Consider the following 26946-nt stretch of genomic DNA (forward strand, 5'->3'; position numbering starts at 1 on the left):
TTGGCAGCCCGCCGGAATGCGGCATGCATGTCGTTAGGCTGCCTATCTAACTTTTTTTGATATGTTACAGAATATTTTCAACGACATTCCAGTTTATTTTCGACGGTCGCTTCGGTTGGCGGATCAATCGCCGGCATTGTTCAGCGAGCGGCGGGAAACGCTGCCGGAACGCGTAATACCGCGCGGGATTGTGATTAAAACGCACGACGATCAGCGCGTTGCACGCCGGTCGCTGCGCGGGCTCACGCCGAATCGCGTGCGATACGTGCGCGAGAAATGCGACGGCGATTCGAACCCGCATGCGACGCACACCGACGTGATGCTCATGTCGGTCTGCTGCAGCAGTTCACGTGCGCGATCGAGGCGCAGATTCAGGTAGAAGTGCGTCGGCGTGTCGTTCAGCGTCGCGCTGAACAGCCGTTCGAGCTGACGCCGCGTGATCGACACATCCTGCGCGAGCGCGTCGGAGCCGAGCGGGTTTTCCATGTGCTGCTGCATCGTGCCGATCACCTGGATCAGCTTGCGGTTGTGCACGCCGTAGCGCGCGGCGATCTCGAGCCGCTGGCTGTCCGAGCGCTGCCGGATGCGGCTGACGACGAACTGTTCGGAGATGGCGGCCGCGAGGTCGGCGCCATGCCGGCGCCCGATCAGGTCGAGCATCATGTCGATCGATGCGGTGCCGCCCGCGCACGTGATGCGCCGGTCGTCGATCTCGAACAGCTCCTGCGTCGCGTTCAGGCCCGGATAGCGCTCGCGGAACGCGGCCAGCGCCTCCCAGTGCAGCGTGAGCGGTTGCGACGTGTCGAACAGCCCGGCCTCCGCGAGCACGAAGCTGCCCGTGTCGATGCCGCCGAGCGTTGCACCATGCCGGTGCTGGCGGCGCAGCCAGTCGGCGAGCGCACGCGTGTAGCACACGAGCGGATCGAAGCCCGCGACGACGAACACGGTGTCGACCTGTTCGACGTCCGCGCACGCGGCTTCGGCGGCCACCGGAATACCGTTGCTCGCGGCGACGGGCGCGCCGTCGGCGCTGATTACGTGCCAGCGATAGAGTTCGGTGCGAAAGCGGTTCGCGACGCGCAGCGGCTCGACCGCCGACATGAAGCCGAGTGCGGAGAAGCCGGGCAGCAACAGGAAGTGAAAATCCTCGGGCATCGGAGCAGGGGATCGAATCCGGTGGTCGTCACGTATCGCACGAGGCGGCGATCGGGCCGGCACGCGCCGCGCCGGTTCGCACGCGCCGAACGGTCAGCGGGAGATTATCGCGGGTTTTGCGCGCGTCAGCGCGTTTTTGCACCGCGCACGGAACGGCGCGCGGTGGTCGACGGCAGTTCGCCGAATTGCGCCTTGTACGCGTTCGCGAAATGGCCGAGATGGATGAAGCCCCAGCGCGCGGCCGCGTCGCTGATCGGCAGATCGGCCTGCCGCGTGTCGAGCAGCATTCGCCGCACCTGCGACAGGCGCAGCGAGCGCACGTAGTGCAACGGGCTCGTCTGCACGACCGACTGGAAGCTGTTCTGCATCGTGCGCCGGCTCACGCGCAACTGCGCGCACAGGCTCAGCACGTCGATGGGCGCTTCCGGATGCTCGATCACGTAGTCGTGCACGCGGCGCACGATGTCGGCGCGGCATGCGTGCGTGAGCCGGTTCGACGGCGCGGGCATCCGGTATGTGAGGAGATCGACGAGCACGTTGCCGACTTCGCCGCGCAGCTCGCGCTGCACGCGTGCGTCGACGTACGTATCGGGCGAGGACAGCACGCGTTCGAGCTGCGTCGCGATCTGCACGCTCGCGCGCATCAGCACGGCGGTCGGCATGTCGACGACACCGCGCCGCAGCGTCGTATCGTCGAGCCGTACGTCGGCCGCATCCTCGACCTGCTGCAGCAGCTCGGCATCGACGACGACGCCGATCAGCGACATGTCGTCGGGCGAATGCAATTCGAACGGGGCGCCGCCGCGCGCCATCACCATCGTGCCGCGTTCGATACGCGCGCCGCCGAACGCGAACGCGCCCGAGCCGGTGAGCGGCATGCCGAACACCGTATGGCCGGGCGGCAGCCGGCCACGCTGGATGATGCGCACGTTCGCGGCTTCCTGGAACAGCTGCAGGCCGTCGAGCACCGCGTGCTTGACCGCGCTGCGGTACGAGCCCGGACCGATCTGGTCGTAGCGCTGGTTCCAGCCGCGCAGCGCCTCGGCATGCCGGTCCGCGTCGTCGAACATCTCGTGAAACACGAACACAGCGCCTCCGGGGGTATCGAGCAGGACCGCGAAAGATTAAACCGACCGAGCGGTCGGCGCAATAAGGGGGAGCGCTATTCCGCGTGCATTCTTCAGAGGGTCGGAAGGCGCTTGGCCATGAGGCTTTCACGCGCATTTCCAATATCCCGAATCGGCACGCACGCGTTGCCGGTCCGGGTGCTGACCGGATTTATTGTCGAACTACAGTCGCCCCACATTACGTGAATCCCCAACTGGAGGCGACATGAGGACAAGGCGACGAACCGCGGCGCTCGCGGCGACGCTGGCGTTCGCGGCGGCGTGGGCCGGCGGCGCGAACGCGACGGAAAAGCCCGAAGAGCTGGTCGTGCAGAAGATGCCGCCGTGGCATCCGCACGAGGTCTATATCGTCGACATCTCGATGCCGTCGATGACCGACGGGCGCATCTATGTGTACGACGCCGACGCGAAGAAGCTGCTCGGCCAGATCGACGGCGGCTTCGGCCCCGGCCTCGCGATCTCGCCGGACCATAAAACCAGCTTCGTCGCGACGACCTACTTCGCGCGCGGCTCGCACGGCGCGCGCACCGATGTCGTCGAGATGACCGACAACACGACGCTCGATCACGCGGGCGAGATCGTGATTCCGCCGAAGCACGGGCAGCATGTACCGTCGCCGTACAACACCGCGTTCAGTGCCGACGGCAAGCGGCTGTACGTCGCGAACATCACGCCTGCCGCATCGATCACGGTGATCGACGCGGTGTCGAAGAAGGTGCTGTCGGAGATCGACACCGCGGCCTGCGTGCTGGCGTATCCGTCGGGCAACGACCGATTCACCGCGCTGTGCGAGAGCGGCAAGGCGCTGACCGTCACGCTCGACGCGAACGGCAAGGAAGCGAAGCGCACGATGTCGGACGCGTTCATCGATGTCGACAAGGATCCGGCGTTCGTGAACGCGTCGCGCTACAAGGGCGACTATCTGTTCACCACCTACGGCGGTAACGTGCGCAGCGCCGATTTCAGCGGCGACAAGCCGGTGTTCGGCAAGCCGTGGCCGGTGCTGACGGACGCTGAACGCGCCGAGGGCTGGCGTCCGGGCGGCATGCAGCAGACGGCCGTGCAGGCGAGGCAGAACCGCTACTACGTGCTGATGCACAAGGGTACCGACGGCTCGCACAAGGATCCCGGTACGCAGGTGTGGGTGTTCGACCTGAAGTCGAAGCAGCGCGTCGCGCGCTGGGATCTCGCGCAACAGAAGATCGATCCGCTCGTGTCGATCCAGGTGAGCGAGGACGACAAGCCGCTGTTCTACGGGTTGACGGCGACGTCCGACCTCGTCGTGATGGACGCGCGCACCGGCAAGCTGCAGAACGTCGAGAAGCAGATCGGCAATACGTCGTCGCTGCTCGTCAACCCGTGAGGCCGCGATGACCCTCGATCCCGTACTCGCCACCAGCGCGCAGGCTGGCGCGGCCGCCGTCGTGCTGCTCGGCGCCTTCGCGAAGATGCGCCGGCCCGCCGCATTCCGGCAGGCGCTCGCCGGCTACCGGCTGCTGCCCGATGCGCTGACCGCGCCCATCGCGTTCGCGATTCCGCTCGCGGAAACGCTCGGCGCCGCCGCGCTGCTGTTTCCCGATACGCGCACGGCCGGTGCGACCGGCCTGATCGCGCTGCTGCTGGCCTTCGCGGCCGGGCTCGCGATCAACCTGCTGCGCGGCCATACCGACATCGACTGCGGCTGTTCCGGCTTCACCGCCGCGCGCACGGACGCGCCGCGCGGCATCGGCTGGCTGCACGTCGGCCGCGTGCTGCTGCTCGTCGCGCTGACCGCCACCGCGTTCGTCGAACCGGGCGCGCGCGCCGTCGTGTGGTTCGACTACCTGACGCTGTTCTTCTCCGTGCTGCTGATCGTCTGCGCGCTGCTCACCGTCGACGTGCTGCTCGCCAACGTACCGCGCCTTTCCCACCTGAGGAATTCATGATGCAAACCGCTCTCACCGTTTCCACCGCCCTGCTGTGGGTGGCCGTTCTCGCGCTCGGCGCGATCTGCCTCGCGCTGGTGCGCCAGATCGGCATCCTGTACGAACGCATCATGCCGGCCGGCGCGCTGATGATCGACAAGGGGCCGGCGGTCGGCGCGATCGCGCCGACGTTCGAACTGACCGACATTCGCGGCTCGCAGGTGAAGGTCGGCGGCATCGATGCGTCGGGCAAGGCGACGCTGCTGTTCTTCCTGTCGCCGACGTGCCCGGTCTGCAAGAAGCTGCTGCCGCTGCTGCCGTCGCTGCAGGCAAGCGAAGCGACGCCGGTGAACATCGTGCTCGCGAGCGACGGCGATTTCGACGAACACGCGCGCTTCGCGCAGAAGCACGACCTCGGGCGCTTCCCGTACGTGCTGTCGCAGGAGCTCGGCCTTGCATACCAGATCGGCAAGCTGCCGTACGCGGTGCTGCTCGACGAAACCGGCACGGTGCGTGCGAAGGGCCTCGTCAATACGCGCGAGCATCTCGAGAGCCTGTTCGAGGCGAAGGAGCGCGGCGTCGCATCGCTGCAGCAGTTCGTGCACGGCGATCACAGCCGCGACGCGCACGCGCAGCACGCATGACCGGCCGACCCACTTACAACGTCATGGGAGAACAACGACATGGGCCTGTTTGATTCATGGTTCGAGCGGTCGGCGCGCGGCGTCGCGCAGCACAGTTCGCGGCGCAGCGCGATGGCGAAGCTCGGCAAGGTGCTGGTGGGATCGGCGCTGCTGCCGCTGCTGCCGGTCGACCGCACCGCATACGCGGCCGATGCGGCGTCGGGCGCGTCAGGCGCCGCCGCGTCGGGTGCGAGCGACGACCCGATGAGCTGCGACTACTGGAAGTACTGCGCGATCGACGGCTGGCTCTGCAGCTGCTGTGGCGGCACGTCGAGCAGCTGCCCGCCGGGCACGACGCCTTCGCCGATCACGTGGATCGGCACGTGTCGCAATCCGCACGATGGTTCGGACTACATCGTGTCGTACAACGACTGTTGCGGCAAGACTTCGTGCGGCAAGTGCTTCTGCAACCGCAACGAGCGCGAGAAGCCGCTGTACAAGCTGTCGCTGAACAACGACATCAACTGGTGCATGGCGAACGGTAATTCGAATTACCACTGTTCGGTTTCGGTTCTGCTGGGAGCGGCAAAGCAATGAAAGTGAAGCAAGCAGGAAGGATCGCTGTTGCAAGCATGACGGCCGTTGCAGCCCTTGCGTTGGCGGGCGTTGCCGGCGCGCAGGAAACCGTACATTACCCGGCTGGCAAGAGTCTGTTCGACGCGCAGTGCGCGGTGTGCCATCAGGCGGGCGGCAAAGGGCAGGACGGCCTCGCGCCGCCGCTGACCGAGTATCCGGGCAAGTATGCGGCGGCCGAGCCGGGGCGTGCGCAACTGGTCGCGACGCTGCTGCACGGGATGTTCGGTGAGATCAAGGTGCACGACAAGAGCTACAACTTCAAGATGCCGTCGTTCGCGAGCGCGAGCGACGACGACATCGCGCACGTGCTCAACTACGTCGTGTTCGACCTCAACGCGCAGCACGGCGACGCGAAGCCGTTCACGGCGGCCGATATCCGCGCGGCGCGCGCGAAGGTGATGGACGGCACGGCCGTGCACGCGCAACGGGCGGTGGTGATCAAGGGGCTCGGCCTGTGAACGGCGCCCGCGCGTCCCGTGCGGACGCCTCCGCGCAGGGTACGCGGGGCGCGTCGTCGTGGCTCGCCGGCATGTCGCGTCGCCTGTCGTCGTGGCTGCTGCTGGCGGGCGCTGCGGCGTGTGCGGTCGCACCGTCCGCGCATGCCGACGGCTTAACCGACGCGACACTCGTGCGGCAGCACTGGGTGCTCAACTGCATGGGCTGCCATACGGCGACGGGCGGCGGCATTCCCGGCAAGGTGCCGCCGCTCGCGAACTCGCTCGGCTATTTCACGCACCTGCCGGGCGGGCGCGAGTACGTGATGCGCGTGCCCGGCGCGTCGAACTCGGCGCTGTCGGACCAGGATCTGGCCGACGTGCTCAACTGGGTGCTCACGACGATGAACCGCGATGCGCTGCCGCGTGACTTCAAGCCCTATACGGCCGCCGAAGTCGCCGCGCACCGCCGTCCCGCTTTTGCCGACGTTGCGACCGTGCGCGCCGGGCTCGTCCGCGCGTTGCAGGCGCGCGGGATCGACGGCGTCACGGATCGCTACTGACCGACTCATTCAACGAACCAGGAAAACGTGGACATGGAGACGAACGAAACCTTTCCGTTGCTCGACGCAACGCGCGCGTTCCTCGCGAAGCCGAAGAAGATGCTGATCGGCGCCGAGTGGAGCGACGCCGCGTCGGGTCGCCAGTTCGACGTCGTGAATCCGGCCGACGGCACCGTGCTCGCGCGCGTGCCCGAAGCGGACGAACGCGACGTGCAGCAGGCGGTCGCCGCCGCGCGGCGCGCATTCGACGCGGGCCCGTGGCGCACCGCGAAGACCACCGACCGCGAGCGGCTGCTGCTCGTGCTCGCCGACCTGATCGAAGCGAACGCGCGCGAGCTGGCCGAAATCGAATCGCTCGACAACGGCAAGCCGGTGATGGTCGCGCAGGGGCTCGACGTCGCGATGGCGGCGCAGTGCTTCCGCTACATGGCCGGCTGGGCGACCAAGATCGAAGGCAGCGTGATCGACGCCGGCATGCCGTACATGCCCGACAGCGAGATCTTCACCTACACGCGCAAGGAACCCGTCGGCGTGGTCGGCGCGATCATCCCGTGGAATTTCCCGCTGCTGATGGCGGCATGGAAGATTGCGCCGGCGCTCGCGACCGGTTGCACGGTCGTGCTGAAGCCTGCCGAAGATACGCCGCTGAGCGCACTGCGCCTGTGCGAACTGATTCAGGCGGCCGGTTTTCCGGACGGCGTCGTCAATATCGTCACCGGCTACGGTCACACGGCCGGCGCGGCGTTGTCGCGCGATCCGCGCATCGACAAGATCGCATTCACGGGTTCGACGCAGACGGGCAAGACGATCGGCCATGCGGCGCTCGACAACATGACGCGGATGTCGCTCGAACTCGGCGGCAAGTCGCCGGTGATCGTGCTGCCCGATGTCGATCTCGACAAGGCCGCGCTGGGCGTCGCGAACGCGATCTTCTTCAACCAGGGGCAGGTATGCACGGCCGGTTCGCGTGCGTATATCCACTCGAAGGTGTTCGACGGCGTGATCGAGCGCGTCGCGAAGATCGCCGCGAGCCTGAAGATCGGCCCGGGGATGGACCCGTCGACACAGATCGGCCCGCTCGTCTCGGCGAAACAGCGCGAGCGCGTGTGCGGTTACATCGACTCGGGGTTCGGCGAAGGGGCGCGCGCCGCGGCGGGCGGCCGTGCGATCGACGGCCCCGGCTTCTTCGTCGAGCCGACCGTGCTGGTCGATACGACGCAGGCGATGCGCGTCGTGCGCGAGGAGATCTTCGGACCGGTGCTCGTCGCGATGCCGTTCGACGATCCGGATACGGCCGTGCAGCTCGCGAACGACACGCCGTACGGCCTCGGCGCGAGCATCTGGTCGAACGACCTGTCGGCGATCCACAAGCTGATTCCGCGTATCGCAGCCGGCACCGTGTGGGTCAACTGCCATTCGCTGCTCGACAATGCGTTGCCGTTCGGCGGGATGAAGCAGTCGGGCTTCGGGCGCGAACTCGGCCGCGCGGTGATCGACCAGTACACGGAAAGCAAGTCGGTGATGATGAACTACGCGTGAGCGTCGTCGCGAGCGAGCGCGTGTGTGGCCGTCGTATCGGCAACGCACGCGTGCCGGCCGCGACGCCTTCAGGCGCGGATCAGCACGACCCCGAGGATCAGGCACGCCGCGCCGGCAATGCGGACCGCGCTGGCCGGATGCTGCGCGATGCCGAGCACGCCGAAGTGATCGAACACGAGCGCGCCGGTCATCTGCCCGACGACGATCAGCGCGAGCGTCGTGGCCGCGCCCAGTCGCGGCACCATCAATATCGCGACGCCGACGAATATCGCGCCGAAGAATCCGCCTGTCCAGCTGAACCACGACCCTGCGCTGGAGAAGGTGCCGCTCAGGCGCGGATGCGGCGACAGCAGCGCGATGGCCAGCATCGCGGCCAGTCCGACGAGGTAGCTGACCGACCCGGCCCACCACGGCGAGCCGATCTGCGCGCGGAGGTTCGCGTTGAGCACCTGCTGCAATGCGACGCTGATGCCGGCCGCCACGACCAGCAGATAGGACAGCAGGGTAGTCACGTCGATGAACGCTCCGTATGAGCGGCCGGAACGGGGATTCCGGCACGGGAGGCTTTCATTCTGCGGAGCGCGCCGCTATAACACAAATATCGAATTCGGCGCGTATCCATCTCGTTTCGGCATGCCATCACTCCGGCAAATCCAGTATTTCCTGACCGTGGCGGATCTCGGCGGCTTCACGCCGGCCGCGGGTGCGCTCCATGTTGCGCAGTCGGCGCTCAGCCGGCAGATCGGCCAGCTCGAGGACGAACTCGGTTTCCTGCTGTTCGACCGTGCGCCGAGGGGCGTCCGGCTGACACCGGCCGGCGCGATCTATCGCGAACGCGTCGCGTCGATCCCGGCCACGCTGATGGCGGCTGCCGAAGAGGGCTCGCAGTTGTCGCGCGGCGAGGCTGGCGTACTGCGGCTGCTGCATTCCAGTACCGTTCCAGTCGGCAGCCTGATGCCCGATCTCGATCGCTTCATGAGCGAATGCCCGGGCGCGCGGGTCGATCTCGATCGTGCGTCGTCCGAGGATCAGGTGACTGAAATCGCGAACGGCCAAGCCGATGTCGGCGTCGTCCGCTTGCCGGTGCTGCGGCGCGATGCGCGCGTACGCTTCGTCGAACTGGCGGCCGAGCGCCTGTGCGTGGCGGTGCCTGCCGATCATCCGCTCGCGGGCCGCAAGCGCGTCGCGATTTCGCGGTTGCGGCGAGAGCCGTTCGTGTCGGCCGTGTATCGCGAGCGGGGCGGGCTGGCGCGCGTCGTGATCGATCTCTGCCTGAAACGGGGCTTCGTGCCGGCGGCGGCCCGGATCGTGTCGCCGAAGACGTCGATGCTGAATCTCGTCGCGGCCGGGCGCGGCGTGGCGATCGTGCCGGAGCGGATGGCGAGCCTCGGTATCGACGGCGCCGTGTTCGTGCCGCTTTCGGATGAAGACGCGAAGTCGGTGTGTGCGCTGCTGTTGCCGGTCGAGCCGACGGTGCTGGCGGAGGCGTTCGTGCGGGTGGTGACGACCGGCTGAGGCGGGCGCATTGCCGCCGCGCGCAACCTCAGACGCGGTATCCCGATTCGCGCATCAACCGGCGCGATATATCGCCGCGCGGGCCTTCCGCGTCGAGTCGTGCGCGTAGCCGCGTGTCGGCCTTGCCGATCACGCCGCGGTGCATCAGCGCGACGATGGCGAAAACGGCCACGACAAAGAGAGCGGTGAGGATCATGGGGTTCCTGGCTGGCCGGACGTGTTGAGGAGGCCAGCTTAGGGCCGATCCGCGGCACCCGGGGGTATGTCGGAAATCTGTCAGTGTCGCCGGGGCTCAATCGAAAGCCGCACGCCGCATCGGGGCAACCCGATTTCCACCTGAAATCGCCTTAAACCCCCGCCCACCAAGCCTCAAGCAAAACATAGTGGTTTCCACTCATAGTCGCAAATAGTCAAGAACAGGTCGCCGGCGGTCTTCTCGCGGCGAATATGGCTCGTTACTTTTACTCCCACGATGCAGGCCGGCGCACACTCCGCGCGCCGGCTGCCGCGAGACCAACCGGGAGGAACCGAACCATGAAGTCGACGAAGATCGCCGCGCTTGCCGCGGCCGTGCTGGCGACCGGCGCGTTCACGAACGCGGCGCTGGCCGAGACCGATGCCGCGACCTGCCGCACCGTGCGTTTCGCGGATATCGGCTGGACCGACATCACGTCGACCACGGCGCTCGCGTCGACCGTGTTCGAGGCGCTCGGCTACAAGCCGACCACGACGATCGCGTCGGTGCCGATCTCGTTCGCCGGTCTGAAGAGCAAGCAGCTCGACGTGTCGCTCGGTTACTGGTGGCCGGTGCAGCAGAAGCAGTTGCAGCCGTTCCTCGACAGCAAGTCGATCAACGTCGTCGAACCGCCGAACCTGTCCGGCGCGAAGGCGACGCTCGCGGTGCCGAGCTACGAATACCAGGCCGGCCTGAAGACCTTCGAGGACATCGCGAAACACCGCGCGGAACTCGACGGCAAGATCTACGGGATCGAGCCGGGCAGCAGCGCGAACGCGACGATCCAGAAGATGATCGACACGAACCAGTACGGGCTCGGCGGCTTCAAGCTCGTCGAGTCGAGCGAGGCCGGGATGCTGGTGACGGTCGAGCGCGCGATCCGCGAGAAGAAGTGGGTCGTTTTTCTTGGGTGGGAGCCGCACCCGATGAACATCCAGCTCAGCATGAACTACCTGTCCGGCGGCGATGCGTCGTTCGGGCCTAACTACGGCGAAGCGCGCGTGTACACGCTGACGGCGCCCGACTTCATTTCGCGCTGCCCGAACGCGGGCAAGCTCGTCACGAACCTGCGCTTCTCGACGCAACTCGAGAACCAGCTGATGCAGTCGGTGATGAACAAGACGAAGCCGGCCGAGGCCGCGAAGGCCTACCTGAAGAAGAATCCGCAGGTGCTCGATCCGTGGCTCGCGGGCGTCAAGACGTTCGACGGCAAGGACGGCCTGCCTGCCGTGAAGGCGTATCTCGGCCTGTGATGGCCGGCGCCCGCGCCACCCCTGCAATGCGACACAACCCGAATCAAGCGAGGCACCCAGCATGAACCACGAAGTCATCATCACCTGCGCCGTCACCGGCGCGGGCGATACGGTCGGCAAGCATCCGGCGATTCCGGTCACGCCGAAGGAAATCGCGGCGGCCGCGATCGAAGCCGCGAAGGCCGGCGCCACCGTCGCGCACTGCCACGTGCGCGATCCGCAGACGGGCCGCGGCAGCCGCGACCCGAACCTGTACCGCGAAGTGGTCGACCGCATCCGCTCGGCCGACGTCGACGTGATCATCAACCTGACGGCCGGCATGGGCGGCGATCTCGAGATCGGCCCGGGCGAAGACCCGATGCGCTTCGGCAAGGGCACCGACCTGGTCGGCGGCCTCACGCGCCTTGCGCACGTCGAGGAGCTGCTGCCCGAGATCTGCACGCTCGACTGCGGCACGCTGAATTTCGGCGACGGCGATTACATCTACGTGTCGACGCCCGCGCAATTGCGCGCCGGGGCGAAGCGCATCCAGGAACTCGGCGTGAAGCCGGAACTGGAGATCTTCGATACGGGCCATCTGTGGTTCGCGAAGCAGTTGCTGAAGGAAGGGCTGCTCGACGATCCGCCGCTGTTCCAGCTGTGCCTCGGCATTCCGTGGGGCGCACCGGCCGATACGGGCACGATGAAGGCGATGGTCGACAACCTGCCGCCGGGCGCGCACTGGGCCGGCTTCGGGATCGGCCGCATGCAGATGCCGATGGTCGCGCAGGCGATGCTGCTCGGCGGCCACGTGCGCGTGGGCCTCGAAGACAACATCTGGCTCGATCGCGGTGTGCATGCGACCAATGGCACGCTCGTCGAACGCGCCCGCGAGGTCATCGAACGGCTCGGCGGCCGCGTGCTGACACCGGCCGAAGGCCGCCGCAAGCTCGGCCTGCCGGCGCGTGGCGAGCGTTCGCTCGAACGTCGTGCGATCGCCGAATTCGCGTGAGTTCTTTCGCTGACTGATACGACACGGCGGCATGCGCACCGGCGCGGCCGCCCACCGATTTCCCCTGATTTGAAGGATGCGTTGACATGGCTGTGAAGACCGACATCAAGACGTTCGCCGCCATCGGCACTGGCGTGATCGGTAGCGGGTGGATTTCCCGTGCGCTCGCGCACGGTCTCGACGTGGTCGTGTGGGACCCCGCGCCGGGCGCGGAAGAACGGCTGCGCGCGAACGTCGCGAACGCGTGGCCCGCGCTCGAACGCGTCGGCCTCGCGCCGGGCGCCGACCCCGCACGGCTGCGCTTCGTCGCGACGATCGAGGCGTGTGTCGCCGATGCCGATTTCATCCAGGAAAGCGCGCCCGAGCGCGAGGCGCTGAAGCTCGAACTGCACGAACAGATCAGCCGCGCGGCGAAACCCGACGCGATCATCGCGTCGTCGACGTCGGGGCTGCTGCCGACGGATTTCTATGCGCGGGCGACGCATCCGGAGCGCTGCGTGGTCGGCCACCCGTTCAATCCCGTCTACTTGCTGCCGCTCGTCGAGGTGCTCGGCGGCGCGCGCACGTCGCCGGAAGCCGTGGAAGGCGCGATGGAGATCTATCGCAAGCTCGGCATGCGGCCGCTGCACGTGCGCAAGGAGGTGCCGGGCTTCATCGCCGATCGCCTGCTCGAAGCGTTGTGGCGCGAGGCGTTGCACCTGGTCAACGAAGGCGTCGCGACGACCGGCGAGATCGACGATGCGATCCGTTTCGGCGCGGGCATCCGCTGGTCGTTCATGGGCACGTTCCTGACCTACACGCTGGCCGGTGGCGACGCGGGCATGCGACACTTCATGCAGCAGTTCGGTCCTGCGCTCGAACTGCCGTGGACGAAGCTGGTCGCGCCGACGTTGACCGACGCGCTGATCGACAGCGTCGTCGAAGGCACGACCGAACAGCAGGGCACGCGCAGCATCAAGGAGCTCGAACGCTATCGCGACGAGTGCATCACCGAGGTGCTGAAATCGATCGCCGCGGTGAAGGCGCGGCACGGGATGCGATTCGAGGATTAAAGGACAGGCGATGACCGGCGATACCCCGCTGACGATTTACCGCGACGTGGTGCGGCCCGAATGGGTCGACTACAACGGCCACCTGCGCGATGCGTTCTACCTGCTGATCTTCAGCTTCGCGACCGATGCATTGCTCGATCGCATCGGGCTCGACGACGCCGCGCGTCGCGAGCGGGGGCGTTCGGTCTACACGCTCGAAGCGCACGTGAACTACCTGCACGAGATCAAGGAAGGCACGCAGGTGCGCGTCGATGCGCGCGTGCTCGCGCACGACGCAAAGCGGCTGCACCTGTATCTCGAACTGTTCGCGCAAGGGCATGACGACGCGGTATCGGCGAGCGAGCAGATGCTGCTGCACGTCGATACGCGCGACGGTGCGAAATCGGCGCCGTTCGACGAAGACGTGGCCGCGCGTGTGGCGGAGCTGCATGCGTTGCAGCGCGATTGCGCGGCGCCTGCGTATGCGGGCCGCGTGATCGGCTTGCCGCCGCGCCGCTAGCGGCGATCCATACACTTTGCCCTTCAAATTTTGACTGCGGAGCGCGCACGATGCTCGAACCGGAAATCGCAGCGTTCGTCGCAGCCGTCGACGCGTGGTATCCGGCCGATGCGGCGGCGCGCTCGCCCGGCGAGCAGCGCCGCCTCTACGACCGCTTCGCGGCCGAATGGACGCCGGCCGCGCTGCCGGCCGGCATCGAGCAGCAGGACGCCGTGTGGCACGCGCCGGACGGGCGCGCGATCGCGCTGCGACGCTACACGTCCGCGCACCGCACATCGCGCGGGACGGTGCTGTTTTTTCATGGCGGCGGCTTCGTCGTCGGCTCGCTCGACAGTCATGCACTGATCACGGCGCAACTGGCGGCCGACACGGGGCTCGACGTGATCGCAGTCGACTATCGTCTGGCGCCCGAACACCGCGCGCCGGCCGCGCTCGAAGATTGCCTGGAAGTCACGCGTGCCGCACGCGACGCACGCTGGCCGTTCGGGCCGTGCGTGCACCCGTTGACGCTCGCGGGAGACAGCGCGGGCGGGATGCTCGCGGCGGCAGTGGCCACCGCGCTGCGCGATGCGGGCGAACGCAACGTCGACGGCATCGCACTCGTCTATCCGATGCTCGGCTTCGAACCGCAATCGCCCGCCCGCGAAACGGAAGCGCACGCGCCGATGCTGACGCTCGACGACGTTCACCGCTATCGCGAACTGTACTGGGATGGCGACTTGTCGGACGTGCTGATGAACGACAACCCGCTGTTGCGCGCGTCGGCGCCGCTGGAAGCGCTGCATTTCGACGGCTTGCCGCCGGTGCTCGCGATCGGTGCGGAACACGATCCGCTGCGCGACGACGCACGCGTGTACGTCGAACGAATTCGCGCGGCCGGCGGGGGCGCGCATGGCTGGATGGGAGAAGGACTGGTGCACGGCTGCTGGCGCGCGCTCGGGACGAGCCCGCAGGCCGCACGCATGCATCGGATGGTCGGCGGTTTTTTGCTCGCACCACACGCGTAGCGGGCGTTTCCGGGAGGCAACGATGCAGGCAGCAGTGCAACACCGTATCGAGGACTGGCGGACGATTTCGGCCGACGCGGCCATCGCGGCGGCGACGATCGGCGATGGCGCGGTGGACGTCGAGTGGAGCGACGCGCGACGATCGCCGTTCCATTTCGACTGGCTGCGCGACAACTGCTCGTGTTCCGCGTGCGTGCATGCGCTCACGCGCGAGCAAGTGTTCGAGATTGCCGATGCGCGCGAGGATCTGTCGGCGCTCACCGTGCAGGTCGAAACCGACGGTGCGCTGCATGTCGAGTGGAACGACGGGCATCGCAGCGCGTGGTCGCCGGGCTGGTTGCGGGCGCATGCGTACGACGATGCGTCGCGGGCGGAGCGTCTGGCCGCGCACGGGCGGCACGTATGGGCCGGCGACGATGCAACGGCGATCGGCGTATTCGCGTGGCGCGATGTGATGGAGGACGACGGTGCGCTGCTCGCCTGGCTCGCCGCGCTGCAGCGCACGGGGCTGACGCTCGTCGAAGGCGTGCCGGCCGAGCGCGGCCGCGTCGACGAGATTGCGCGCCGCATCGGCCTGATCCGCGAAAGCAATTTCGGTGTGCTGTTCGACGTCGAATCGAAACCGCGCCCGGACAGCAATGCGTATACGTCGCTGAACCTGCCGCCGCATACCGACCTGCCGACACGCGAGTTGCAGCCGGGCGTGCAGTTCCTGCATTGCCTGGCCAACGAAGCGACGGGCGGCGACAGCATCTTTCTCGACGGCTTTGCACTTGCCGATGCGCTGCGGCGCGAGCATCCGGCCGATTTCGAACAATTGGCGACGACGCCGTTCGAGTTCTGGAACAAGAGTGCGAACAGCGACTACCGCTGTTCGGCGCCGGTGATCGGGCTCGATGCGCGCGGCAACGTCACGGAAGTGCGCGTCGCGAACTTCCTGCGCGGGCCGCTCGATGCGCCGGCCGGCTCGGTCGCGGCCGTCTATCGCGCATACCGGCGGTTCCTCGCGCTCGCGCGCGAGCCGCGCTTGCGTGTACACCGCCGGCTGCGGGCGGGCGACATGTGGGCGTTCGACAACCGGCGCGTGCTGCATGCGCGTACCGAGTTCGATCCGTCGACCGGCCGCCGGCACCTGCAGGGCTGTTACGTCGACCGCGACGAATTGCTGTCGCGCTGGCGCGTGCTGTCGCGATCGGCGCCTGCCACGGCCGCGGCGCGCTGATCGGCGCACCCGGCTTCATCACGCATACCCGACCAGGAAAAAGCACCCGGACGCACAGCGCCCGGGCGAAGCCACCCGCTGCCGGGCGGCGGAGGTATGCGTTTCACAAAAAAGACGAGCCCCGCGAAGGGGCTCGTCCTGACTGCGTTGCTTCATCGCGCGATGCGCGGCGCCCGCCGAGGGCACATCGGCTTACTGGCCGAAGAAGATCGAGTCGCGTGCGTTCGACGATGCGGCTGCCGGGGCGCCCGAGTGGACGAGCGGAGCCGGTTGTGCGCCGTAGCCGCTGGTGTCGGCACCATGAACACGTGCTTCGGCGCTCTGGATGTCGTTCGGGTAGTACGGGCTCGACACGCCCGGCTTGTAGCCGGCTTGTTCGAGCTGGACCAGTTCGCCGCGCACTTGAGCGCGGGTCACGGTGCTTTGAGCGAATGCGCCGAACGAAGCGGACAGGGCGACAGCGGCAACAACTGCGGAAACGAGCGATTTCATGGTGACCTCCGGGTGTTTTATTGAGTTCGCTCTCGACGCCATGTCTTAAGCGATTGATCAAATCTTAGTCACCGGAGGGTTCAGGGTAAACGCTGAATTTGACGATAGATTGTTTCCTGCGCGGTAACAGTGGCGCGGCGAATCAGTCTTTCAACGGGCTTTCTTTTCGGTCTGTGCAATAAGTATGAAGAATATTGCGGGCGGCGGCGCGCGGTTCAGCGTGCTTCGGCCGCCGTGTCGAACGGCCGGCCCGGCGCGCGTCCGGCGGGCGCGCCCGAACTGAGGAAGCGCACGCCCGTCGCGGCTTCCGACGCCTCCCACAGCAGCGCCGCCGAGGCCACGTCGCGCGCCGAGCGCGGCACGCTCGCGGGCGCCGGCAGCCCGCGCGACTCGAACCAGCCGGATGGCCCGATGTACGCACCACCGGCGAGATCGGCTGACGTTGCCGCATGAATCGCGGGCAGCGCACCCTGGTCGGCCGGCTGCGCCAGATAGCGGTTCGCCGCACGCATCAACGCGGCGCGCGCGGGCGAGCTGTCCATCGCTGGGCCCGCGAACTGCAGGTTGGTCGCCGCGTAGCCGGGGTGCGCGGCCACGCTGATTCCCGCGAACGCGGCGCGCTCGAAACGGCGCTGCAGCTCGATCGCGAACACGAGGTTCGCGAGCTTGCTGTCGCAATAGGCGAGATAACGGTTGTAGCGGCGCTCGCCGCGCAGGTCGTCGACGCGAATCTGGCCGCCGCGGTTGAAGCCGCTCGACATCGTCACGACGCGCGCCCGCCGTGCGGCGCGCAACGCGGGCAGCAGATGGCCGGTCAGCGCGAAATGGCCGAGGTGGTTGGTGCCGAACTGCATCTCGAAGCCGTCGCGCGTGTGGCGCAGCGGCAGGAACATCACGCCGGCGTTGTTGCAGAGGATGTCGACGCGGCCGTGGCGTTCGGCGATGGTGCCTGCAAAGCGTTCGATCGACGCGAGATCGGCGAGGTCGAGCGGATCGACTTCGACACGAGCATCGGGGTGGAGTTGGCGGATGGCATCGGCCGCCTGGGTGGCGCGCACGGCGTCGCGGCAGCCCATCACGACCGTCGCGCCTTTCGCGGCCAGCGTTTCCGCGAGCTGCCAGCCGAGACCGCTGTTGGCGCCGGTCACGACCGCGACCTTGCCGCCCTGCGCCGGGACGTGGCGCGCACTCCATGCATGCATGTCTGTCTCCATCGGCACGGCCGAGCGGCCGCGACACGTAATCGTTACATTGCGTGGTGTAACGATAGTGCGGGCGGACGTGACAGACAAGCGGGGGAATTAGACCGGTGCTTCTAGGGCGGGCGCAGTGCGCCCTGGCGCTCGACCGGCAGGTTTTACCTGCTTCCGGCCAGCGCGAGCACCTCGGCGGCGGAGATCATCGCGGCTGCATTCGCGGGCGCCGGGCGTTCGGCCGGGCGGAACACTTCGTCGCCGCGGTGGATGACCTGGCGCGACAGCGCGCAGGTGCCGGTGCGTTGCGCGAAGCGGCGGCGCCAGCGCTGTTCACCGTAGTGACAGCGGCCGGGCTCGACCCAGCGGACGACGAGCAGCGTATCGGAACGTTCGAGAATTTCGACGTGGACGTCGGCGGGATCGAGCGCAGGCAGGGATTTGGAGGCCTTCATTTTGCCGTTTCCTAAAGCTCGTGCGGTTTCGGCCGTGGCAGTGGATGTCACTACCCGATGGCGAATCCGTAGCGGTTTCCATGAGTGGTGCGCTAAATGTAAGCGTCTGTGACCGGAAAAAACATCCTGTCTGGCTCAAATTACCTTTTGCCGATTTAGAAACAATCCAAGCTTATTTTCTTGGAAACCACGGACAAAAACGCCCCGGACGGGAAGTCCGGGGCGGAAAATCGGCCCGCGCACCGTGTCTGCTCGCCCAGTCACGGAGTCCATCGCCGGGGGACGGAGGTGCCCGCAGGGACCGAAAGCGGGCGGAGAGGCGATGGTTGAAAAGCGCGGTCCGGCAACGCCATGATCGCGCGCCCATCCCGTTGAGACCCTGACGTGAACATGACTTTTTTGTCAGTTTGGCGTCGATGCCGCGTCGCGCGAACGCGTCAACCCGGCCGGGAGGCCCGCCAGTATTGGGTTCGCGCAGCCCCCGGCGCATCCTTCCCGTGCCCGTCGAGCAGCGGATTTTTCTCCGCCGGCCCGATTTCCCCACCCGGGTAAATACTGAATCCTGATTTCGTGACAAACGCGCGATCCCTTCCTATGATTGGTTGGACCTTTAGTCCTTTGTGCCAATCGGCCGATGGATGGCCGGCTTTTTCGGGAGACGTGCTCATGAGATTGCAGGGCAAACGCGCGCTGGTGACGGCGGCCGGGCAGGGCATTGGCCGCGCGACCGCGCTGCGGTTCGCGAGCGAGGGCGCCGATGTGCTGGCGACCGACATCAATGAAGCCGCGCTCGTGCGGCTCGAGGCCGACGCAGAACGCGCGGGCGGCCGGCTGACCACGCGGCGGCTCGACGTCACCGATGCAGGCGACGTCGCGGCGCTCGCCGCGGGCGAACGCGCCTTCGACGTGCTGTTCAACTGCGCGGGCTATGTGCACCACGGCTCGATCCTCGACTGCGACGACGACGCGTGGGCGTTCTCGATGAACCTGAACGTCACGTCGATGTACCGGCTGATCCGCGCGCTGCTGCCCGCGATGCTCGAAGCCGGCGGCGCGTCGATCATCAACATGGCGTCGGCCGCGTCGAGCGTGAAGGGCGTGCCGAACCGTTTCGTCTACGGCACGACCAAGGCGGCCGTGATCGGGCTGACCAAGGCGGTCGCCGCCGATTTCGTCGAGCGCGGCATCCGCTGCAACGCGATCTGTCCGGGCACGATCGAATCGCCGTCGCTGGAGCAGCGGATCGCGGACCAGGCGCGCACGCGCCATGTGTCGGCCGACGAGGTACGCCAGGCGTTCGTCGCGCGCCAGCCGATCGGCCGCATCGGCAGCGCGGACGAAGTGGCCGCGCTCGCGCTGTACCTGGCCTCCGACGAAGCGTCGTTCACGACCGGCGCGATCCACCTGATCGACGGCGGCTGGTCAAACTGACCGCGCCTGCCCATTCACTTTCCGTTTCCGTTCGGACAACGCTATGAAATTGCTCAGATTTGGCGACAAACACCATGAAAAACCGGGCCTGCTCGATGCGCAGGGCCAGCTTCGCGACCTGTCCGGCGTGATCGACGACATCGCCGGCGACGCGCTGACGCCCGCGTCGCTCGCGCGGCTGCGCGACATTCCGCCGTCGTCGCTGCCGCTCGTCGAAGGCACACCGCGGCTCGGCGCCTGCGTCGGCCGCGTCGGCAAGTTCATCTGCATCGGGCTCAACTATTCCGACCACGCGGCCGAATCGGGGATGGAGGTGCCGAAGGAGCCCGTCGTATTCGGCAAGTGGACGAGCGCGATCTCGGGCCCGAACGACGACGTCGAGATTCCGCGCGGCTCGGAGAAGACCGACTGGGAAGTCGAGCTCGGCGTGGTGATCGGCCAGGGCGGTCGTTATATCGCGGAAGCCGATGCGCTGTCGCACGTCGCCGGCTACTGCGTCGTCAACGACGTGTCGGAGCGCGAATTCCAGCTCGAACGTGGCGGCACGTGGGACAAGGGCAAGGGCAACGACACGTTCGGCCCGCTCGGCCCGTGGCTCGTGACGGCCGATGAAGTACCCGATCCGCACGCGCTGCGGCTGTGGCTCGACGTCGACGGCCACCGCTACCAGAACGGCACGACCGCGACGATGGTGTTTCGCGTGCCACACCTGATCAGCTATCTGAGCCGCTTCATGAGCCTGCAGCCGGGCGACGTGATCTCGACCGGCACGCCGCCGGGTGTCGGCCTCGGGCAGAAGCCACCCGTCTACCTGCGTGCCGGACAGGTGATCACGCTCGGTATCGACGGGCTCGGCGAGCAACGCCAGCGCACCGTGCAAGCCTGATTTCCTTTAACGGACGGTTCGTCATGCCTATCATTCGATCGATGCGCGTCCTCGACGTGCGCTTCCCGACCTCGCGCCAGCTCGACGGCTCCGATGCGATGAATCCGGACCCCGATTATTCGGCGGCCTACGTCGTGCTCGAAACCGACCGCGACGGGCTCGAGGGTCACGGGCTCACGTTCACCATCGGGCGCGGCAACGAAATCTGCTGCGCGGCGATCGACGCGATGCGTCACCTTGTCGTCGGCCTCGACCTCGACTGGATCCGCGAGGACATGGGCCGCTTCTGGCGGCACGTGACGTCGGACAGCCAGTTGCGCTGGATCGGCCCCGACAAGGGCGCGATCCACCTGGCGACGGGCGCCGTCGTCAACGCGGTGTGGGATCTGTGGGCGAAGGCCGTCGGCAAGCCGCTGTGGCGGCTCGTCGCCGACATGAGCCCCGAGGAACTGGTACGCGCGATCGACTTCCGCTACCTGACCGACTGCCTGACGCCGGACGAAGCGCTCGAGCTGCTGCGCCGGCAGGCGCCTGGCAAGGCCACGCGGATCGCGGCGCTTGAGCGCGACGGCTACCCGTGCTACACGACGTCGGCCGGCTGGCTCGGCTACAGCGACGACAAGCTGCGCCGGCTGTGCCGCGAGGCAGTGGACGCCGGTTTCGACTACGTGAAGCTGAAGGTCGGCGCGAACCTCGAGGACGATATCCGCCGCGTGACGATCGCGCGCGAAGTGATCGGCCCCGATCGCAAGCTGATGATCGACGCGAACCAGGTGTGGGAAGTCGACGAGGCGATCGACTGGGTGCGCGAGCTCGCGTTCGCGCGGCCGTGGTTCATCGAGGAGCCGACGAGCCCCGACGACGTCGAAGGGCATCGCAAGATTCGCAAGGCGATCGCGCCCGTGCAGGTCGCGACCGGCGAGATGTGCCAGAACCGCGTGCTGTTCAAGCAGTTCATCGCACGCGGCGCGATCGACGTCGTGCAGATCGACGCGTGCCGGCTGGGCGGCGTGAACGAGATTCTCGCGGTGATGCTGATGGCCGCGAAGTACGGGCTGCCCGTATGTCCGCATGCGGGCGGCGTCGGCCTGTGCGAGTACGTGCAGCACCTGTCGATGATCGACTACGTGTGCATTTCCGGCACGAAGGAAGGGCGCGTGACCGAATACGTCGATCACCTGCACGAGCATTTCGTCGAACCGTGCGTCGTGCGCGGCGCGGCGTACATGCCGCCGACGGCGCCCGGCTTCTCGATCGAGATGAAACCCGAATCGCTGGAGCAGTACCGGTTCCGCGGCTGAAGCAGGGTGGGCGTGCCGACAACATGAACGACGGAGACGCGAAGTGGATTTGAATCTGCAAGACAAGGTCGTGATCGTGACCGGCGGCGCATCGGGCATCGGCGCCGCGATCTCGATGCGGCTGGCCGAAGAAGGCGCGATTCCGGTGGTGTTCGCGCGGCACGCGCCAGACGATGCATTCTGGCGCGCACTCGTGCAGAAGCAGCCGAGCGCCACGTGCGTGTCCGTCGAATTGCAGGACGACACGCAGTGCCGCGATGCGGTCGCGCAGACCATCCAGTGTTTCGGTCATCTCGACGGCCTCGTCAACAACGCGGGCATCAACGACAGCATCGGGCTCGATGCGGGGCGCGACGCGTTCGTCGCGTCGCTCGAGCGCAATCTCGTTCACTACTACGTGATGGCGCACTACTGCGTGCCGCACCTGAAGGCGGCACGCGGCGCGATCGTCAACATCTCGTCGAAGACGGCCGTGACCGGGCAGGGCAACACGAGCGGCTATTGCGCGTCGAAGGGCGCGCAGCTCGCGCTGACACGCGAATGGGCCGTCGCGTTGCGCGACGACGGCGTGCGCGTGAACGCGGTGATCCCGGCCGAAGTGATGACGCCGCTGTACCGGAACTGGTTGGCGGGCTTCGACGATCCCGACGCGAAGCTCGCCGGCATCGCGGGCAAGGTGCCGCTCGGCCAGCGCTTCACGACGGCCGACGAAATCGCCGATACGACCGTGTTCCTGCTGTCGGAACGCGCGTCGCACACGACGGGCCAGTGGCTGTTCGTCGACGGCGGCTACACGCATCTCGACCGTGCGATCAGCTGAGGGCCGCGATTCATGCAACCCGACCTGAACCCCAACACCACGCCGCCGCTGATTGCGTTGACCGGTATCGGCAAGCGCTTCCCCGGTGTGCAGGCGCTCGACGACTGCCGCTTCGACCTGCGCGCCGGCGAGGTGCATGCGCTGATGGGCGAGAACGGCGCCGGCAAGTCGACGCTGATGAAGATCCTCGCGGGCGTGTACCAGCGCGACGACGGCGAGATCCGGATGGACGGCCGCGCGGTCGAGATCGCCGATCCGCGCGCCGCGCAGGCGCTCGGGATCGGCATCATCCATCAGGAACTGAACCTGATGAACCACCTGAGCGTCGCGCAGAACATCTTCATCGGCCGAGAGCCTCGCGGCCGCCTCGGCGTATTCGTCGACGAAGAGAAACTCAACCGCGATGCGGCCGCGATCTTCCGGCGGATGCGGCTCGATCTCGATCCGCGCACGCAGGTCGGCCGGCTGACGGTCGCGAAGCAGCAGATGGTCGAGATCGCGAAGGCGCTGTCGTTCGACTCGCGCGTGCTGATCATGGACGAGCCGACCGCCGCGCTCAACAACGCGGAGATCGGCGAGCTGTTCCGCATCATCCGCGACCTGCGCGCGAACGGCGTCGGCATCGTCTACATCTCGCACAAGATGGACGAGCTGCGCCAGATCGCGGATCGCGTGACCGTGATGCGTGACGGCAAGTACGTCGCGACCGTGCCGATGGCCGGCACCTCGATGGATACGATCATTTCGATGATGGTCGGCCGCCAGCTCGAGTCGGAATCCCGCACGCCGCCCGATACGTCGTCGAACGATATCGCGCTCGAAGTGCGCGGGCTGTCGCGCGGCCGTGCGATCCGCGAGGTCGGTTTCACGTTGCGGCGCGGCGAGATCCTCGGCTTCGCGGGGCTGATGGGCGCGGGCCGCACCGAGGTTGCGCGCGCGGTGTTCGGCGCGGACCCGGTCGATGCCGGTGAAATCCGCGTGCACGGCAAGACCGTGACGATCCGCACGCCGGCCGACGCAGTGAGGCACGGGATCGGCTACCTGTCCGAGGATCGCAAGCACTTCGGGCTCGCGGTCGGGATGGACGTGCAGAACAACATTGCCCTGTCGAGCATGCGTCGCTTCGTGCGCCGTGGCGTGTTCCTCGATGCGCGCGAGATGCGCGATACCGCGCAGGCGTACGTGCGGCAACTCGCGATCCGCACGCCGTCGGTCGCGCAGCCCGCGCGCCTTTTGTCGGGCGGCAACCAGCAGAAGATCGTGATCGCGAAGTGGCTGCTGCGCGACTGCGACATCCTGTTCTTCGACGAACCGACGCGCGGCATCGACGTCGGCGCGAAAAGCGAGATCTACAAGCTGCTCGACGCGCTGGCCGCGGACGGCAAGGCGATCGTGATGATCTCGTCGGAACTGCCCGAGGTGCTGCGCATGAGCCACCGGATTCTCGTGATGTGCGAAGGCCGCGTGACCGGCGAATTGCGCGCGGCCGACGCCTCGCAGGAAAAGATCATGCAGCTCGCGACGCAGCGCGAGTCGACCGTGTTGTCCTGATTCAGACGCCTACCATGTCCAACGATACGCATCCCGTTCCGCCCCTCGCTTCCGGCGATACGCCGGCCGCCGCATCGAGCCTGAAGTCGCGCTTCTTCAATCCGGCGGCACGGCAGAAGCTGCTCGCGTTCGCGAGCCTCGTGCTGCTGATCGTGTTCTTCAGCTTCGCGTCGCCGAACTTCCTCGAAGTCGACAACCTCGTCACGATCCTGCAGGCCACCGCCGTGAACGGCGTGCTGGCCGTCGCGTGTACGTACGTGATCATCACGTCGGGCATCGACCTGTCGGTCGGCACGCTGATGACATTCTGCGCGGTGATGGCCGGCGTCGTGCTGACCAAGTGGGGCATGCCGCTGCCGCTCGGGATCCTGGCCGCGCTGCTGTTCGGTGCGTTGTCGGGCTGCGTGTCGGGCTTCGTGATCGCGAAGATGAAGGTGCCGCCGTTCATCGCGACGCTCGGCATGATGATGCTGCTCAAGGGGCTGTCGCTCGTGATCTCCGGCACGCGGCCGATCTACTTCAACGACACGCCGGGCTTCACGGCGATCGCGCAGGATTCGCTGATCGGCAACCTGATTCCCGCGCTGCCGATTCCGAACGCGGTGCTGATCCTGTTCCTCGTCGCGATCGGCGCATCGATCGTGTTGAACCGGACGATCTTCGGCCGCTACACGTTCGCGCTCGGCAGCAACGAGGAGGCGCTGCGGCTGTCCGGCGTGAACGTCGACGCGTGGAAGATCGCCGTCTACACGTTCAGCGGCGCGGTGTGCGGGATTGCCGGCCTGCTGATCGCGTCGCGGCTGAATTCCGCGCAGCCGGCGCTCGGCCAGGGCTACGAGCTCGACGCGATCGCGGCCGTCGTGATCGGCGGCACGTCGCTGTCGGGCGGCGCGGGCAGCATCGTCGGCACCATCATCGGCGCGTTCATCATGAGCGTGCTGACCAACGGCCTGCGCATCATGTCGGTCGCGCAGGAATGGCAGACGGTCGTGACGGGCGTAATCATCATCCTCGCCGTGTACGTCGACATCCTGCGCCGGCGTCGCCGCTGACGCGCGCCTGCACGCAGGCATCCGCTTCACCGCCGGCCCGGCCGGCATCCAGAAGAGTCCAACCAAGGAGACGCGAAGTGATCAGGAGCAAGGTGTTGAACGCGATCGTCGGGCTGACGTTCGCCGTCGGCGTCACGGCCGGCGCGCAGGCGCAGGAAGCCTATATCCCGCTGATCTCGAAAGGCTTCCAGCATCAGTTCTGGCAGGCCGTGAAATCGGGCGCGATGCAGGCCGCGAAGGACTACAAGGTGAAGGTGACGTTCGAAGGGCCCGAAACCGAGGCGATGGTCGACAAGCAGATCGACATGCTGTCGGCCGCGATCGCGAAGAAGCCGGCCGCGCTCGGCTTCGCGGCGCTCGACAGCAAGGCCGCGCTGCCGCTCCTGAAGAAGGCGCAGGCCGAGAAGATCCCGGTGATCGCGTTCGACTCGGGCGTCGACAGCGACATCCCCGTGACGACGGCCGCGACCAACAACAAGGCCGCCGCGGCGCTCGCGGCCGACAAGCTTGCCGCGCTGATCGGCGACGAAGGCGAGGTGGCGGTGGTCGCGCACGACCAGACGAGCCGCACCGGCATCGACCGCCGCGACGGCTTCCTCGAGCGGATGAAGTCGGCGCACCCGAAGGTGCAGGTCGTGACCGTGCAGTACGGCGAAGGCGATCAGCTGAAGTCGACCGAGGTGACGAAGTCGATCCTGCAGGCGTATCCGAAACTCAAGGGGCTGTTCGGCACCAACGAAGGCTCGGCGATCGGCGTGGTCAACGGCGTGCGCGAAATGAAACGCAAGGTCGTGATCGTCGGCTACGATTCGGGCAAGCAGCAGAAGGACGCGATCCGCAGCGGGCTGATGGCCGGCGCGATCACGCAGAACCCGATCGGGATCGGCTACAAGACCGTCGAGGCGGCCGTGAAGGCGACCAAGGGCGAGAAGCTGCCGAAGGTCATCGATACCGGTTTCTACTGGTACGACAAGACCAATATCGACGATCCGAAGATCGCGGCGGTGTTGTACGACTGAACGTTGCGCATGAGCGGCGGTGATGACGCGCGCCGCCGCCGAGGCAACTGAACACGAGGGCACCATGGGCGCAGTGCGTATCGATTCCCATCAGCACTTCTGGCGTTATCGCGCGGCCGACTATCCGTGGATCGGCCCCGGGATGGAGGTGCTCGCGCGCGACTACCTGCCCGACGCGCTGTGGCCGCAGATGCATGCGCAGGCGCTCGGCGCGTCGATCGCGGTGCAGGCGCGCGCCGGGCGCGACGAGACGGCGTTCCTGCTCGATCTCGCACGCGACGACGCACGTATCGCGGCGGTGGTCGGCTGGGAGGATCTCGGTGCGCCGGCGCTTGCCGATCGTGTCGCCGAGTGGGGCAGCCCGAAGCTGCGCGGCTTTCGTCATCAGGTGCAGGACGAGGCCGACGTGGCCGCGTTCGTCGCGGATCCCGGTTTCAATCGCGGCGTCGCCTGGCTGCAGGCGAACGGCTACGTGTACGACGTGCTCGTGTTCGAACGGCAACTGCCTGAGGTGCGCGTGTTCTGCGCGACGCACGATGCGCACTGGCTCGTGCTCGATCATGTCGGCAAGCCCGCGCTCGCCGAGTTCGGGCGCGACGACACGGCGCTCGCGCGCTGGCGCGCGTCGCTGCGCGAGCTGGGTGCGCTGCCGCATGTCGCGTGCAAGCTGTCGGGGCTCGTGACCGAGGCCGACTGGCGGCGTGGCCTGCGCGCGCAGGACATCCGGCACATCGAACAGTGCCTCGATGCGGCGCTCGACGCATTCGGGCCGCAGCGGCTGATGTTCGGGTCGGACTGGCCCGTGTGCCTGCTGGCGGCGTCGTATGACGAAGTGACGTCGCTCGTGGAGCGCTGGGCCGAATCGCGGCTGTCGGCGGCCGAGCGCGGCGCGTTGTGGGGCGGCACGGCCGCGCGTTGCTACGCGGTGCCGGGCGATGTGAAGCGCGGCATATAAAATAGGCGCGAACGGTCTGTTCGATTCGTCAGACCG

General features: G+C 67.1%; 29 protein-coding genes. 22 read left to right on the forward strand and 7 right to left on the reverse strand.

Going from position 1 to position 26946, the window contains the following annotated elements; all coding sequences use genetic code 11:
* Positions 1-210: 210 nt before the first annotated feature.
* Positions 211-1155, reverse strand: a complete 945-nt coding sequence (locus U5809_RS16460; protein ID WP_322087303.1) for a GlxA family transcriptional regulator — start codon at positions 1153-1155, stop codon at positions 211-213.
* Between the two features lie 125 nt (positions 1156-1280).
* Complete coding sequence (locus U5809_RS16465; RefSeq protein WP_415877951.1) at positions 1281-2225, reverse strand: helix-turn-helix domain-containing protein; 945 nt, start codon at positions 2223-2225, stop codon at positions 1281-1283.
* 262 nt (positions 2226-2487) lie between these two features.
* Between U5809_RS16465 and U5809_RS16470 the strand changes: the two genes are divergently transcribed.
* The 7 genes from U5809_RS16470 (at position 2488) to U5809_RS16500 (ending at position 7981) form a co-directional block, all read left to right on the forward strand.
* A complete protein-coding gene (locus tag U5809_RS16470; RefSeq protein WP_322087305.1) occupies positions 2488-3645 on the forward strand; it encodes an amine dehydrogenase large subunit in 1158 nt (385 codons plus the stop codon).
* A 7-nt stretch (positions 3646-3652) separates the two neighbouring features.
* Positions 3653-4207 (forward strand): MauE/DoxX family redox-associated membrane protein, encoded by a 555-nt coding sequence (locus U5809_RS16475; RefSeq protein WP_322087306.1) that lies wholly within the window; start codon positions 3653-3655, stop codon positions 4205-4207.
* Entirely contained in the window at positions 4204-4830 is a 627-nt protein-coding gene (gene mauD, locus U5809_RS16480; RefSeq protein WP_322087307.1) for a methylamine dehydrogenase accessory protein MauD, read from the forward strand. Before U5809_RS16475 ends, mauD begins: the two co-directional genes overlap by 4 nt.
* A 39-nt stretch (positions 4831-4869) precedes the next feature.
* A complete protein-coding gene (locus U5809_RS16485; protein ID WP_176048352.1) occupies positions 4870-5406 on the forward strand; it encodes a methylamine dehydrogenase light chain in 537 nt (178 codons plus the stop codon).
* Positions 5403-5903, forward strand: a complete 501-nt coding sequence (locus U5809_RS16490; protein WP_322087308.1) for a cytochrome c — start codon at positions 5403-5405, stop codon at positions 5901-5903. The genes U5809_RS16485 and U5809_RS16490 overlap by 4 nt, the downstream gene beginning before the upstream one ends.
* Before the next feature lie 71 nt (positions 5904-5974).
* On the forward strand, positions 5975-6442 hold the full coding sequence (locus tag U5809_RS16495; protein ID WP_322087418.1) for a cytochrome c: 468 nt from the start codon (positions 5975-5977) through the stop codon (positions 6440-6442).
* Positions 6443-6475: 33 nt separating this feature from the next.
* Positions 6476-7981: an aldehyde dehydrogenase family protein gene (locus tag U5809_RS16500; protein WP_322087309.1), complete on the forward strand. Its 1506-nt coding sequence runs from the start codon at positions 6476-6478 to the stop codon at positions 7979-7981.
* 68 nt (positions 7982-8049) lie between these two features.
* On the opposite strand, the gene U5809_RS16505 is transcribed toward U5809_RS16500, so the two are convergent.
* Complete coding sequence (locus tag U5809_RS16505) at positions 8050-8493, reverse strand: DMT family transporter (protein ID WP_322087310.1); 444 nt, start codon at positions 8491-8493, stop codon at positions 8050-8052.
* Positions 8494-8614: 121 nt separating this feature from the next.
* Here U5809_RS16505 and U5809_RS16510 point away from each other — a divergent pair, with 121 nt between their 5' ends.
* Positions 8615-9496 carry a LysR family transcriptional regulator gene (locus U5809_RS16510; protein ID WP_322087311.1) on the forward strand — a complete coding sequence of 294 codons (882 nt, stop codon included), beginning with the start codon at positions 8615-8617 and terminating at the stop codon, positions 9494-9496.
* Positions 9497-9524: 28 nt separating this feature from the next.
* On the opposite strand, the gene U5809_RS16515 is transcribed toward U5809_RS16510, so the two are convergent.
* Positions 9525-9692, reverse strand: a complete 168-nt coding sequence (locus U5809_RS16515; RefSeq protein ID WP_322087312.1) for a hypothetical protein — start codon at positions 9690-9692, stop codon at positions 9525-9527.
* A gap of 338 nt (positions 9693-10030) precedes the next feature.
* Between U5809_RS16515 and U5809_RS16520 the strand changes: the two genes are divergently transcribed.
* The 6 genes from U5809_RS16520 to U5809_RS16545 all read left to right on the forward strand — a co-directional run bounded on the left by U5809_RS16520 (position 10031) and on the right by U5809_RS16545 (position 15755).
* Positions 10031-10984: a choline ABC transporter substrate-binding protein gene (locus U5809_RS16520; protein WP_282508664.1), complete on the forward strand. Its 954-nt coding sequence runs from the start codon at positions 10031-10033 to the stop codon at positions 10982-10984.
* Between the two features lie 61 nt (positions 10985-11045).
* Positions 11046-11975: a 3-keto-5-aminohexanoate cleavage protein gene (locus tag U5809_RS16525; protein WP_322087313.1), complete on the forward strand. Its 930-nt coding sequence runs from the start codon at positions 11046-11048 to the stop codon at positions 11973-11975.
* A gap of 86 nt (positions 11976-12061) precedes the next feature.
* Positions 12062-13027 (forward strand): L-carnitine dehydrogenase, encoded by a 966-nt coding sequence (locus U5809_RS16530; RefSeq protein WP_124671638.1) that lies wholly within the window; start codon positions 12062-12064, stop codon positions 13025-13027.
* 10 nt (positions 13028-13037) lie between these two features.
* Positions 13038-13526 (forward strand): thioesterase family protein, encoded by a 489-nt coding sequence (locus U5809_RS16535; protein ID WP_322087314.1) that lies wholly within the window; start codon positions 13038-13040, stop codon positions 13524-13526.
* Positions 13527-13576: 50 nt separating this feature from the next.
* Positions 13577-14533: an alpha/beta hydrolase gene (locus tag U5809_RS16540; RefSeq protein ID WP_322087315.1), complete on the forward strand. Its 957-nt coding sequence runs from the start codon at positions 13577-13579 to the stop codon at positions 14531-14533.
* Positions 14534-14555: 22 nt separating this feature from the next.
* A complete protein-coding gene (locus U5809_RS16545; RefSeq protein WP_322087316.1) occupies positions 14556-15755 on the forward strand; it encodes a TauD/TfdA family dioxygenase in 1200 nt (399 codons plus the stop codon).
* Positions 15756-15947: 192 nt separating this feature from the next.
* On the opposite strand, the gene U5809_RS16550 is transcribed toward U5809_RS16545, so the two are convergent.
* From U5809_RS16550 to U5809_RS16560, 3 genes are all read right to left on the reverse strand, one after another.
* Positions 15948-16247, reverse strand: coding sequence for a DUF4148 domain-containing protein (locus tag U5809_RS16550; RefSeq protein ID WP_176048343.1), 300 nt, complete (start codon positions 16245-16247; stop codon positions 15948-15950).
* Positions 16248-16462: 215 nt separating this feature from the next.
* Complete coding sequence (locus U5809_RS16555; protein ID WP_322087317.1) at positions 16463-17449, reverse strand: oxidoreductase; 987 nt, start codon at positions 17447-17449, stop codon at positions 16463-16465.
* Positions 17450-17604: 155 nt separating this feature from the next.
* A complete protein-coding gene (locus tag U5809_RS16560) occupies positions 17605-17895 on the reverse strand; it encodes a DUF3331 domain-containing protein (RefSeq protein ID WP_006484717.1) in 291 nt (96 codons plus the stop codon).
* 666 nt (positions 17896-18561) lie between these two features.
* On the opposite strand from U5809_RS16560, the gene U5809_RS16565 reads away from it, so the two are divergent.
* From U5809_RS16565 to U5809_RS16600, 8 genes are all read left to right on the forward strand, one after another.
* Complete coding sequence (locus U5809_RS16565) at positions 18562-19326, forward strand: SDR family oxidoreductase (RefSeq protein WP_176048341.1); 765 nt, start codon at positions 18562-18564, stop codon at positions 19324-19326.
* A gap of 43 nt (positions 19327-19369) precedes the next feature.
* The gene (locus U5809_RS16570; RefSeq protein ID WP_282508671.1) at positions 19370-20212 is read left to right on the forward strand and encodes an ureidoglycolate lyase; all 843 of its coding nucleotides are present in this window, start codon (positions 19370-19372) and stop codon (positions 20210-20212) included.
* A 23-nt stretch (positions 20213-20235) separates the two neighbouring features.
* Positions 20236-21513 (forward strand): L-fuconate dehydratase, encoded by a 1278-nt coding sequence (locus U5809_RS16575; protein WP_309290886.1) that lies wholly within the window; start codon positions 20236-20238, stop codon positions 21511-21513.
* Positions 21514-21556: 43 nt separating this feature from the next.
* Positions 21557-22333 carry an SDR family oxidoreductase gene (locus U5809_RS16580; RefSeq protein WP_322087318.1) on the forward strand — a complete coding sequence of 259 codons (777 nt, stop codon included), beginning with the start codon at positions 21557-21559 and terminating at the stop codon, positions 22331-22333.
* Between the two features lie 12 nt (positions 22334-22345).
* Positions 22346-23884: a sugar ABC transporter ATP-binding protein gene (locus U5809_RS16585; protein ID WP_322087319.1), complete on the forward strand. Its 1539-nt coding sequence runs from the start codon at positions 22346-22348 to the stop codon at positions 23882-23884.
* Between the two features lie 14 nt (positions 23885-23898).
* Positions 23899-24936: an ABC transporter permease gene (locus U5809_RS16590; protein WP_176048336.1), complete on the forward strand. Its 1038-nt coding sequence runs from the start codon at positions 23899-23901 to the stop codon at positions 24934-24936.
* Positions 24937-25013: 77 nt separating this feature from the next.
* Entirely contained in the window at positions 25014-25955 is a 942-nt protein-coding gene (locus U5809_RS16595) for an ABC transporter substrate-binding protein (protein WP_059239325.1), read from the forward strand.
* Between the two features lie 64 nt (positions 25956-26019).
* Positions 26020-26910 (forward strand): amidohydrolase family protein, encoded by an 891-nt coding sequence (locus U5809_RS16600; protein WP_322087320.1) that lies wholly within the window; start codon positions 26020-26022, stop codon positions 26908-26910.
* Positions 26911-26946 lie beyond the last annotated feature (36 nt).

This window comes from Burkholderia sp. BCC1999, assembly GCF_905339975.1.
In the GTDB taxonomy this organism is placed as follows: Bacteria; Pseudomonadota; Gammaproteobacteria; order Burkholderiales; family Burkholderiaceae; genus Burkholderia.

What these genes read in the sequence shown, in the direction of transcription:
- U5809_RS16460 (WP_322087303.1), bottom strand. Translation starts at nt 1,155, where the DNA reads ATGCCCGAGGATTTTCACTTCCTGTTGCTGCCCGGCTTCTCCGCACTC.
- U5809_RS16465 (WP_415877951.1), bottom strand. Translation starts at nt 2,225, where the DNA reads ATGTTCGACGACGCGGACCGGCATGCCGAGGCGCTGCGCGGCTGGAAC.
- U5809_RS16470 (WP_322087305.1), top strand. Translation starts at nt 2,488, where the DNA reads ATGAGGACAAGGCGACGAACCGCGGCGCTCGCGGCGACGCTGGCGTTC.
- U5809_RS16475 (WP_322087306.1), top strand. Translation starts at nt 3,653, where the DNA reads ATGACCCTCGATCCCGTACTCGCCACCAGCGCGCAGGCTGGCGCGGCC.
- mauD (WP_322087307.1), top strand. Translation starts at nt 4,204, where the DNA reads ATGATGCAAACCGCTCTCACCGTTTCCACCGCCCTGCTGTGGGTGGCC.
- U5809_RS16485 (WP_176048352.1), top strand. Translation starts at nt 4,870, where the DNA reads ATGGGCCTGTTTGATTCATGGTTCGAGCGGTCGGCGCGCGGCGTCGCG.
- U5809_RS16490 (WP_322087308.1), top strand. Translation starts at nt 5,403, where the DNA reads ATGAAAGTGAAGCAAGCAGGAAGGATCGCTGTTGCAAGCATGACGGCC.
- U5809_RS16495 (WP_322087418.1), top strand. Translation starts at nt 5,975, where the DNA reads ATGTCGCGTCGCCTGTCGTCGTGGCTGCTGCTGGCGGGCGCTGCGGCG.
- U5809_RS16500 (WP_322087309.1), top strand. Translation starts at nt 6,476, where the DNA reads ATGGAGACGAACGAAACCTTTCCGTTGCTCGACGCAACGCGCGCGTTC.
- U5809_RS16510 (WP_322087311.1), top strand. Translation starts at nt 8,615, where the DNA reads ATGCCATCACTCCGGCAAATCCAGTATTTCCTGACCGTGGCGGATCTC.
- U5809_RS16515 (WP_322087312.1), bottom strand. Translation starts at nt 9,692, where the DNA reads ATGATCCTCACCGCTCTCTTTGTCGTGGCCGTTTTCGCCATCGTCGCG.
- U5809_RS16520 (WP_282508664.1), top strand. Translation starts at nt 10,031, where the DNA reads ATGAAGTCGACGAAGATCGCCGCGCTTGCCGCGGCCGTGCTGGCGACC.
- U5809_RS16525 (WP_322087313.1), top strand. Translation starts at nt 11,046, where the DNA reads ATGAACCACGAAGTCATCATCACCTGCGCCGTCACCGGCGCGGGCGAT.
- U5809_RS16530 (WP_124671638.1), top strand. Translation starts at nt 12,062, where the DNA reads ATGGCTGTGAAGACCGACATCAAGACGTTCGCCGCCATCGGCACTGGC.
- U5809_RS16535 (WP_322087314.1), top strand. Translation starts at nt 13,038, where the DNA reads ATGACCGGCGATACCCCGCTGACGATTTACCGCGACGTGGTGCGGCCC.
- U5809_RS16540 (WP_322087315.1), top strand. Translation starts at nt 13,577, where the DNA reads ATGCTCGAACCGGAAATCGCAGCGTTCGTCGCAGCCGTCGACGCGTGG.
- U5809_RS16545 (WP_322087316.1), top strand. Translation starts at nt 14,556, where the DNA reads ATGCAGGCAGCAGTGCAACACCGTATCGAGGACTGGCGGACGATTTCG.
- U5809_RS16550 (WP_176048343.1), bottom strand. Translation starts at nt 16,247, where the DNA reads ATGAAATCGCTCGTTTCCGCAGTTGTTGCCGCTGTCGCCCTGTCCGCT.
- U5809_RS16555 (WP_322087317.1), bottom strand. Translation starts at nt 17,449, where the DNA reads ATGCATGCATGGAGTGCGCGCCACGTCCCGGCGCAGGGCGGCAAGGTC.
- U5809_RS16560 (WP_006484717.1), bottom strand. Translation starts at nt 17,895, where the DNA reads ATGAAGGCCTCCAAATCCCTGCCTGCGCTCGATCCCGCCGACGTCCAC.
- U5809_RS16565 (WP_176048341.1), top strand. Translation starts at nt 18,562, where the DNA reads ATGAGATTGCAGGGCAAACGCGCGCTGGTGACGGCGGCCGGGCAGGGC.
- U5809_RS16570 (WP_282508671.1), top strand. Translation starts at nt 19,370, where the DNA reads ATGAAATTGCTCAGATTTGGCGACAAACACCATGAAAAACCGGGCCTG.
- U5809_RS16575 (WP_309290886.1), top strand. Translation starts at nt 20,236, where the DNA reads ATGCCTATCATTCGATCGATGCGCGTCCTCGACGTGCGCTTCCCGACC.
- U5809_RS16585 (WP_322087319.1), top strand. Translation starts at nt 22,346, where the DNA reads ATGCAACCCGACCTGAACCCCAACACCACGCCGCCGCTGATTGCGTTG.
- U5809_RS16590 (WP_176048336.1), top strand. Translation starts at nt 23,899, where the DNA reads ATGTCCAACGATACGCATCCCGTTCCGCCCCTCGCTTCCGGCGATACG.
- U5809_RS16600 (WP_322087320.1), top strand. Translation starts at nt 26,020, where the DNA reads ATGGGCGCAGTGCGTATCGATTCCCATCAGCACTTCTGGCGTTATCGC.